The 9,148-nt window shown below is 71.4% G+C and carries 8 protein-coding genes; 3 read left to right on the top strand and 5 right to left on the bottom strand.

Features of this window, described 5'->3' with window-relative positions; genetic code table 11:
- Positions 1-74 precede the first annotated feature (74 nt).
- Genes P2P98_RS08170 through P2P98_RS08150 form a run of 5 tightly spaced genes read right to left on the bottom strand, consistent with a single transcriptional unit; the run spans position 75 to position 6,121 of the window.
- Positions 75-1,376 (bottom strand): alpha/beta hydrolase-fold protein, encoded by a 1,302-nt coding sequence (locus P2P98_RS08170; RefSeq protein ID WP_275798931.1) that lies wholly within the window; start codon positions 1,374-1,376, stop codon positions 75-77.
- Positions 1,373-3,886, bottom strand: coding sequence for a DUF2156 domain-containing protein (locus P2P98_RS08165; protein ID WP_275798928.1), 2,514 nt, complete (start codon positions 3,884-3,886; stop codon positions 1,373-1,375). Before P2P98_RS08165 ends, P2P98_RS08170 begins: the two co-directional genes overlap by 4 nt.
- A gap of 36 nt (positions 3,887-3,922) precedes the next feature.
- Complete coding sequence (locus P2P98_RS08160; protein WP_275798926.1) at positions 3,923-5,233, bottom strand: GNAT family N-acetyltransferase; 1,311 nt, start codon at positions 5,231-5,233, stop codon at positions 3,923-3,925.
- A gap of 43 nt (positions 5,234-5,276) precedes the next feature.
- Positions 5,277-5,519, bottom strand: coding sequence for a zf-HC2 domain-containing protein (locus P2P98_RS08155; protein WP_058597188.1), 243 nt, complete (start codon positions 5,517-5,519; stop codon positions 5,277-5,279).
- The gene (locus P2P98_RS08150) at positions 5,516-6,121 is read right to left on the bottom strand and encodes a sigma-70 family RNA polymerase sigma factor (RefSeq protein ID WP_058597207.1); all 606 of its coding nucleotides are present in this window, start codon (positions 6,119-6,121) and stop codon (positions 5,516-5,518) included. Before P2P98_RS08150 ends, P2P98_RS08155 begins: the two co-directional genes overlap by 4 nt.
- A gap of 112 nt (positions 6,122-6,233) precedes the next feature.
- On the opposite strand from P2P98_RS08150, the gene aroA reads away from it, so the two are divergent.
- Genes aroA through bcp form a run of 3 tightly spaced genes read left to right on the top strand, consistent with a single transcriptional unit; the run spans position 6,234 to position 9,124 of the window.
- Positions 6,234-7,583 (top strand): 3-phosphoshikimate 1-carboxyvinyltransferase, encoded by a 1,350-nt coding sequence (gene aroA, locus P2P98_RS08145; protein WP_058597187.1) that lies wholly within the window; start codon positions 6,234-6,236, stop codon positions 7,581-7,583.
- Between the two features lie 15 nt (positions 7,584-7,598).
- A complete protein-coding gene (gene rsgA / locus P2P98_RS08140) occupies positions 7,599-8,657 on the top strand; it encodes a ribosome small subunit-dependent GTPase A (protein WP_058597186.1) in 1,059 nt (352 codons plus the stop codon).
- Positions 8,654-9,124 carry a thioredoxin-dependent thiol peroxidase gene (bcp, locus tag P2P98_RS08135; RefSeq protein ID WP_275798921.1) on the top strand — a complete coding sequence of 157 codons (471 nt, stop codon included), beginning with the start codon at positions 8,654-8,656 and terminating at the stop codon, positions 9,122-9,124. The genes rsgA and bcp overlap by 4 nt, the downstream gene beginning before the upstream one ends.
- Positions 9,125-9,148: the final 24 nt, after the last annotated feature.

Raw genomic sequence — 9,148 nt, 5'->3', positions numbered from 1 at the left:
TGGGCCCGTGCGCTCCCGACCCGCGCGGGTCCATGGCCCCGCAGGACGCCGCGACCCGTCAGGGCACAGGCGCGTCAGGACGCGGGCGGAGCCAGACCGAGCACCGGGGCCAGCACGGGGAGGGAGTACGCGAGACTGGCATCCAGTGCCTCTCCGGTGTGCCCCGCTCCCGGCACGACGTAGGTCACGACGGTGAATCCCGCGGCCTGGGCGGCCTCGGAGTTCGCCTTCTGCCCGGGACCGTAGGTGGTGTCCTCACTGCCCCACGTGAAGATCGCGAGGTGGCCGGTGTAGGTGCCGGGCGGCGCGGCGGCCATGATGACCGACGGCTTCGTCGCCTGGAACGCGTTCGCGTCTCCGTTGAACACCTCTGCCACGGTCTTGTCGACGTGCTCGGAGCCCGGGAACTCGTTGCCCATGATGTCGAGCATCTGGCCCCACACCTCGGGATACTTCGCGCCGTACACCGCGGCGCACGACCCGCCGTTCGAGAACCCGCCGATGGTCCAGTACCGGTGGTCCTTGACGATGTTGAGCTTCGCCTCCGCCCACTGCGGCACGAGCTGGTTGATGTAGGTCGACACGGCGCCGTAGGTCGCGGAGTCGACGCAGGCGGGGTCTCTGTCGGGGGCGCCCAGCTGGTCGACGACCACGGCGATGGGAGCGAGACCGTCGTGTTGAGCGGCGAACGCGTCGAGCGCCTTGGCGAGGTTGGTCGGATCGGGGGAACCCGGCTGGCCCATCATGAACACCAGGAGCGGGAGCGCGGGCGGGTTCGCGACCTGCGCTGCCGGCGGGAGGTAGAGCGAGGCGTCGCGCGCGGCGTACTGCCCCGTCGGGATCTTGGCATCCCCCGTCAGGGCGCTCACCGAGCCCTTCGACGGCATTCCCGCGGGGGGCTGCCAGTTCTGGTACAGCGTCGCCGGATCGCCCGCTGTCGCGGTGGGTGCGGGCAACGACGCGGGGTCGAGGGCCTGCACGCCCAGAATGGCCGCGAGGTTGTGCGTGACGCCGTACGACGTGTTGACGCCGAGCGCGGCCGCGAAGAGGCCGGCGAGCACCGTCACCACGCCCACCACCCGACGCCCCCACGGGCGGCGGCAGATGCCCACGACACCGATGGCGACGGCGACGATCCCGCCCGTGGCCCAGGTGGCCGCGTGCGCCGGCAGCGGCCCCTGAAAGAGTCCCCTGGCTTCCAGGATGTGCGCGACGATGTACATGAGGATGCCCGCGCTGGCGCCGATGAGCAGCGTCGGGACGATCCGCCGCGGCGACCACGCGATCACGGCGATCACGCCCAGACCCGCGATCACCGCGCAGATCGTGAGCAGTGGACTGTCGATGAGTTCGAAGGACAGCACGAAACGGTTCACCGGCGCCCCTCCCATGCGGTTCTCGCCAAAGCGACGATCTCACGGCGCGACGCGTCGGGGAGGTAGGCGCGGCCGACGGCCGCCCCGATCGCCGGAAGCTGGAGCGGGTCACGGTAGGCGAGCGAGAGCGGGCGGTACCGCGGGCGGAACTTGCCCTTGAAGCGGAACAGCGACGCGAAGCCGTACGCGGGTTCGAGCACCTCGGCGAGCCACCGCAGCAGAGCCCGCAGCGGACCGGGGTCGCCGTCCGCCGGCTCGTCGGGATCGTCCGCGAGAGGCGCTCCCGACAGGCTGAGGACCGTCGCCCCCTCCGACTGCAGCTGCAGGGCCGCCTTCGCGATGAGGAACTCCATCATCCCGTTGGGCCCGTCGGTGCGTCGACGCATGAAGTCGAGCGTCCACCCCGTGAGCTCGCCGTCGGTCCAGCTCGGCATCCAGCTCGTCACCGCTTCGATGCGGTCGTCGGACCCGACCGCCAGGAGCAGACGGACGTCGCGGTCGCGCAGCTCATCGAGGGAGCCGAGCGTGAAGCCCATCTCGGGCAGGGCGCGATCGGCCACCCATTCCTCGTCGATGGCGGTCACCTGCGACACCTGCGACACCGTCAGCTCGTGCCATCGGGTCCAGACGGCGGTGTAGCCCTCGCGCTCCGCGCGCGTCATCGGCTGCCGGACCTTCTGCCACGCTTTGCCCGCGAACGTCAGCCCGGGAAGATCCATGACCGTCTCGACGCCGACGGGGATCTGCCTCCACCCGAGATCGCGCAGATCGTCCGCGGTATCGGAATGGATGCTGTAGAACGCAGGTGTCCACCCGTGCTCGACGCAGAAATCGGTGAAGGCCCGTAGCGCCTCGGGGCGCCCACCGGGCGGCGTCAGGGGGTCGCCGACGGCGAGCGCCACGTCGCCGACCAGTCGATACGCGATCGCGCTCTGCCGATCGGCCGACGACCAGTGCCGGTTTCCCTCCCACGTGCCGAGGAAACCGAGGGTGTCGCTCCCCCGCCGCAGCAGTTCCCGGTAGAGCGAGTCGTCGTCGGCATCCGGGCGCTGCACCCGGCGGTACAGCCACAGGATCGCCGCGATCACGATCGCCCAGAAGAGAACGCCGACCCACTGGTAGGCGAAGAGGGCCACGCCGTGGTGCGGGAATCCCGAGGCTCCGGGCGTGGTGTACGACGGCGGGAAGAACCGGCGCAGCGTGAGCCCCAGCATGTCGAGCACCGAGATCTCGCGGTCGAAGGCGCGCCGCCCCAGCTCCTCGGTGACGAAGAAGCCCGAGCCGATGGCGACGAAGGCGAGCCCGACGATGACGGCGAAGGTGCGCGCCGCGCGCCGCGTCGCGCGCACGGGGAAACGGCGCCGCGCCACCACCAGGGCGGCGGCGAGGACCAGGGGGATGACGACGGATGCCAAGGCCCACAGCACGTACTCGGCACCACTGCCGTCGACCCACGGATCGATGCGCAGCCGGCCGTTCGCCAGGGCGACGAGGGGCGAGACGGCGGACATCACGAGGGTGAGGACCGCGAGGACGAGAGCCGCACGGCGGCCCTGACGCAGCCCCCAGGCCGCGACCAGCATGAGGGCGAGGGGAACGATCGCCAGCAACGCCGGTCCCAGCCCCCGGGTCATCAACAGCGCGACCTGCTCGTTGCAGACCGACTCCGAGAGCTGTTCGCACCGCGCGAGGAGGGCGTCGTCGTACTGGGTGTACGCGTCGACCACGAGAGACAGGGGTCCGCGGCCGCCGCCGCTGATGAGCGCGACGAGTGGCCCGCTCCCCACGACGGCGACCATCAGGGCCAGGAGCGTCCGCGTCTCGCGCGCGGAGCTGCGATGCCAGGACCGTCGCTCGATCCCCCGGGCGAGCACCGCACCCACGACGAGTCCGATGGTGGCCGCGATGATGCGGTACCAGGAGTCCGCGTCGCCGGCGTAGAGCGCGAAGAGCGAGAGCAGGGCGAACCCGACCAGGCGGAGTCGACGGCGCCACAGGGTGAGGGCGAAAGCGCTGGCCACCATCACGACACCCGCGAGCGGTGTCGTGGGGTCGAGGACCGGCACCTCGGCGGCCACGACCGGCCGCAGATCGGTCACCGACCAGACGGCCGCGTGCATCCCCACACCGGCGAGAAGCCCGACGATCCCGATGACGAGATACAGGATGCCGGTCCGCCGGGAGCCGAGGAGTCGTTCGGCCGCGGCGAGCGCCGTCAGGGCGAGAACCACCGACGTGATCGCGTCGATCGGCGAGTCCGGGATGAACAGCGCGGTCGCGATCGTCCACCACCGTCCGGAGGCGAACGTGGCGAGGGGACCCGCGCCCCAGATGAGAGCGTCGTCACCCCAGAGCGTGCCCGTCGCCGCCGCCGACGCGGTGACCAGCACCGCGATGCACACCGCGACCGGGTTGGCCCGTACGTATCGCCCGAGGGCCGCCGCGAGGGCGCGCGGATCGACCCGGAACCGCGAGCGCCGCGGCGGGGAGGGGGGTGGGGCGTCGGACATCGGCAGGAGGTTACGGGGCGACCCTATGAGAGACGCTCAGTACCAGATGTCCAGGAGAGGGGCGACGTCCGGAACGAAAGCGGCGTCGACCGCGGCCAGTGCCTGCGCGGAACCGCGCACGAGGCCCGCGGCAGCGAGCTCACGGGCTCGGACGCCGCCGAGCAGCAGCGAGCTGAGCGCGGCGACCGACAGCTCGACGTCGACGTCGCGGGACGCGGGGGCCGCGTCGACCTCCGCCACCCCGTCGGCGTCGATGCGCAGGCTCCACGCGCCATCGGCGAAGCCGAGGGGATCCTCGACCCGCAGGACGACGTCGAGAGCACGCGCGTAGCGGCGCGCGCTCAGGGCCGTGGGCACGTCGAGGATGCGCAGCCAGTGGTGGTCGGTGAGCGTCGCTGTCACGGCCCGACGGTCGGCGACCATCCACTGAACCGGCGGGACGGCGGGCTGCAGCGACGCCTTGACCTCGCCGACGAGATCGTGTTCGATCGCGAAGCGCCACAGCGCGGCTGCGGCCTCGTCGCCGTCGGCGAAGAGCGCGCGCACGCTCAGGACGTGCGCCGAGTAGTCGTCGTTCGGTCCGGGGTCGAGCGTGTAGACGAGGATGCCGCGTTCCTCGCCCGCCGCGTCGCGGTAGGACACGGCGCGCACCTTGTTGCCGTCCTTGGCGTCGGGGGTGAGACCGGCCATGCCGCGCCAACGCCCCTCCCAGCCGGGCACGGACCCGGGACGTTCGAGGCGAACCCTCTCGTGGACGCGGCTCAGTCGCTCGGGGAGGCTCTCGCGCGAGACGAAGTCCAGGCGCCCCGGTGCGACGGGACCGGTCCACCGCGCGCGCCGCGTGTCGACGACGACGTCGGAGGCCCAGGCGGCGGGAGAGAACCCCCACCGCCCGTAGATCGTCGCCTCGGTGACCGTCAGTCCGGCGAGCGGAAAGCCCGCGGCGGCCGCGGTGCGCAGTTCGCCCGTGAGCATCGCGCGGGCGATCCCCCGGCGTCGGTGGGTCGGAGCCACCGTGACGCCGCTGATCGACCAGAGGGGGATCGTCCGCCCGGGCGACACGGTGAGCTCGGTGGCCCACGAATCGACAGTCGCGACGGGTGACTCGGGGGCGACGCCCGCACGGTCGAACACGCCGGTCAGACGACGCGGCGTCAGCGCCCGTCGAGCACTCTCGACCTCGTCCGCGGAGGGATCCTCACCGAGGAATCCTCGCGACACCGCGCGCAGGAAAGGCTCGAAGCCCTCGTGGTCGGCCTGTACAAGGGCGTACTGGAGGCCGCTGGCCTCCAGGTCGGCGGCGGAGGTGGCGTCGAGAGCGAGAGCGCGCGTGTCGGTCGTGGCCATACCCCCAGCCTACGGACCCGCGTGCGGCCGCCGCCCGTCCGCGTCAGTGAGCGGCCTGAACCGAGCGGAGTCTGGCGAGCACCTGGTCGCGGAGCTCCTCCGGCGCCGTCTCTTTGCAGGCCCGCGCGACCACTTCGGTCAGCGTGCGGGCGACGAGCGCCTCGTCCTGGCATCCGGGGCAGTTCTCGAGATGGTCCCGGATGTCCTTCGCCTCGGTCTTGCAGACCTCGTTGCGGAGGTACTCCTCCAGGTCGCGCCGTGCCTGGTCGCAGCCGCAGTCGCTCATTTCTTCTCTCCCGTCGCGGCCTGGAAGCCGCGTTCTTTCGCGTAGTCCGACAGCAGGTCGCGCAGCAGCCGTCGGCCGCGGTGCAGACGACTCATGACCGTGCCGATCGGGGTTTTCATGATGTCGGCGATCTCTTGGTAGGCGAAGCCCTCCACGTCGGCGAGGTATACCGCCAGGCGGAAGTCTTCGGGGATCGACTGCAGCGCGTCCTTGACGACCGACGCGGGCATGTGATCGATGGCCTCGGCCTCGGCCGAGCGCGCGCTGGTCGCGGTCGTCGACTCGGCGCCGCCGAGCTGCCAGTCCTCGAGGTCGTCGATCGCGCTCTGGTACGGCTCGCGCTGCTTCTTGCGGTACGTGTTGATGTACGTGTTCGTGAGAATCCGGTACAGCCACGCCTTGAGATTGGTGCCCTGGGTGAACGTCGCCCACGACCCGTAGGCCTTGACGAACGTCTCTTGCACGAGGTCGGCCGCGTCGGCGGGGTTGCGCGTCATGCGCATCGCCGCCGCGTACAGCTGGTCCATAAAGGGCAGCGCCTGCTCTTCGAACTGCGCGCGGGGTTCCGCCACCGGCGGGAGGGTGTCTGCCGTGTCGTCCATTGGGCGCCAGTCTACGTCGGGCGTGTCGACGACCACCGGGATGGTGGTGCGTACGCCGGAGCGCTCGAGAAGTGCGGTCACGTGTCGTCCCCTTTCAGTAGGCTAAGAACCGATGACACGTCTCGGGTATTCCCCTTCCGCCGCCACTCCTCGTGGGGCGTGGAACGCGCCCGTCGCCGACGCAGCGGTGGATGCCACCGTCACGGTGCCCGGCTCCAAGTCGCTCACCAACCGCGAACTCGTGCTCGCCGCGATCGCCGACGGCCCCGGCATGCTGCACGCTCCGCTGCACTCCGACGACTCGGCGCGCATGGTCGAGTCGCTGCGCGAACTGGGGGTCGGCATCGAAGAGGTGGCCACCGACTCACCCTTCGGACCCGATCTCCTCGTCACCCCGCCTGCCGCGTTCTCGGGCGACGTCACGATCGACTGCGGGCAGGCCGGTACCGTGATGCGCTTCGTCGCACCGGTCGCGGGGCTCGCGCGCGGCGACGTCCACGTCACGGCGCACGAGAGCGCGCTGCACCGTCCGATGGGCGCGATGATCTCCGCGCTGCGCGAGGTCGGCGTCGACATCGACGACGGCGGCCACTGGGCGCTCCCGTTCACCGTCCGCGGCCACGGTCACGTGCGCGGCGGCGAGGTCGAGATCGACGCGAGCCAGTCGAGCCAGTTCGTCTCGGGCCTGCTGCTGGCCGCTCCGCGTTTCGACGTCGGTCTGCACCTGCGCCACGTGGGCTCTCGCCTGCCGAGCATCCCGCACATCGACATGACCGTCGAGGCCCTCGCGCACCGCGGCATCCACGTCGAACGACCGGCGGTCGGCGAGTGGATCGTCCCCGCGGGTCCGATACGCGCGAAAGACGTCGCGATCGAACCCGACCTCTCCAACGCCGCTCCGTTCCTCGCCGCGGCGATGGTCACCGGCGGATCCGTCACGGTCACCGGATGGCCCCTCCACAGCACGCAGCCCGGCGCGCTCCTGGCCGACATCCTCAGCGAGATGGGGGCCAGAGTGAGCCGCCGGGGCGGTGCCCTCACCGTGTCGGCGGGCGAGCGCATCGCGGGACTCGAACTCGATCTCTCCGCCGCCGGCGAACTCGCCCCGACCCTCTTCGGTCTCGCGGCGTTCGCCGACGGCCCGACGACGCTGCACGGCATCGGCCACATCCGGGGTCACGAGACCGACCGCATCGCGGCGCTCGTCGGCAACCTGCGCTCGCTCGGCGGCGAGGCGCACGAACTCGAAGACGGCATCCGCATCGTGCCGCAACCCCTGCGCGGCGGCGAATGGAAGGCGCACCACGACCACCGCCTGGCGACGACGGGCGCGCTGATCGGCCTGCGGGTCCCCGGCGTCGAGATCGACGACATCGGCACGACCGCGAAGACGCTCCCCCAGTTCGCCGGACTGTGGCACGCCATGCTGGGTCTGGACGAGGGCACGGATGCCGCGCGCTGACGCCCGGAGCACCGGGTGAGCTGGCTCGACGACGGCGACGACGACGACCTCGAGTACGACGAGTCGTCGATTCGGGTCCGCCCCAACCCCAAGGCGAACCGGCCGCGCACGAAGCGTCGGCCCGCGCACGCGGACGCCCGGATCGCCCGTGTCCTCGGCGTCGACCGCGGTCGCTACACCGTGCTGCTCGACGAGGACGAGCCGACCGAGCGCAGGGTCCTCGCGACCCGCGCGCGAGAGCTGCGCAAGCAGCCGATCGTCAACGGCGATCGCGCCCGCGTCGTCGGAGACCTCTCCGGCGACGAAGGCACGCTCGCGCGCATCGTCGGGATCGAGGAGCGCACGTCCCTGCTCCGCCGCAGCGCCGACGACACCGACCAGGTCGAACGGGTGATCGTGGCGAACGCCGACCAGATGCTCATCGTCGTCGCGGCGGCCGATCCCGAGCCCCGGGAGCGGCTCGTCGACCGGTACCTGGTCGCGGCGCTGGACGCCGGCATCCGTCCCCTGCTCGTCGTCACGAAGACCGACCTGGCCGATCCGACGGAGTTCCTCTCGCACTTCGACGGCATCGACCTGCGCGTCTTCACCAGCGCGCAGGGAGCCATGCCGCTCGATGAGATCGGCGAGGCCATCGCGGGGCACTCGACGGTGTTCGTCGGGCACTCCGGCGTCGGCAAGTCGACGCTCGTGAACGCGCTCACCGGATCGGAGCGCGCGATCGGGCACGTCAACACCGTCACGGGCCGCGGGCGCCACACCTCGTCATCCGCCGTGTCGCTGCGCTACCGCGGTCCCGCGGGTTCCGGCTGGGTCATCGACACCCCGGGCGTGCGCTCCTTCGGCCTCGGCCACGTCGATCCCGCCCACGTGCTCGGGGCCTTCACCGACCTCGCCGAGGCCGCGGAGGACTGCCCTCGTGGCTGCACGCACCTGCCCGACGCCCCGGACTGCGCGATCGCCGAAGCCGTGGCATCCGGTCGCCTGGGCCCGGGGGCCGAGGCCCGACTCGACTCGCTTCACCGATTGCTGACCACTTTCCAGGCCATCGAGCGTTCTAGGCTGGAGGGGTGACGAACCTCTCAAAGGGCGACACCGCCCCCGACTTCACCCTGCTCGACCAGGACGAGCACCCCGTCTCGCTGAGCGACTTCCGCGGGCGCCGCGTGATCGTGTACTTCTACCCGGCGGCGCAGACCCCCGGCTGCACGACGCAGGCATGCGACTTCCGCGACAGCCTCGCGTCGCTGCAGGGCGCCGGTTACACGGTGCTCGGCGTCTCCCGCGACACCACCGAGAAGCTGCGCGCGTTCCGCGACAGCGACGGCCTGACCTTCCCGCTGCTCAGCGACCCCGACCACGCCGTGCACGAGGCGTACGGCGCGTGGGGCGAGAAGCAGAACTACGGCAAGACGGTCACGGGCGTTCTGCGCTCGACCTTCGTCATCGACGAGGACGGCACGATCGTCGAGGCGCAGTACAACGTCAAGGCCACCGGCCACGTCGCGCGCCTGCGCAAGGCGCTCGGCCTCGCCGCCTGACACGGACGCCACGGCCCCGCCCCG

Origin of the sequence: Microbacterium sp. Kw_RZR3, assembly GCF_029222405.1 — a bacterium.
In the GTDB taxonomy this organism is placed as follows: Bacteria; Actinomycetota; Actinomycetes; order Actinomycetales; family Microbacteriaceae; genus Microbacterium.
The sequence above is the reverse complement of the archived record's forward strand: the minus strand, read 5'-3'. Positions and strand labels throughout refer to the sequence as shown.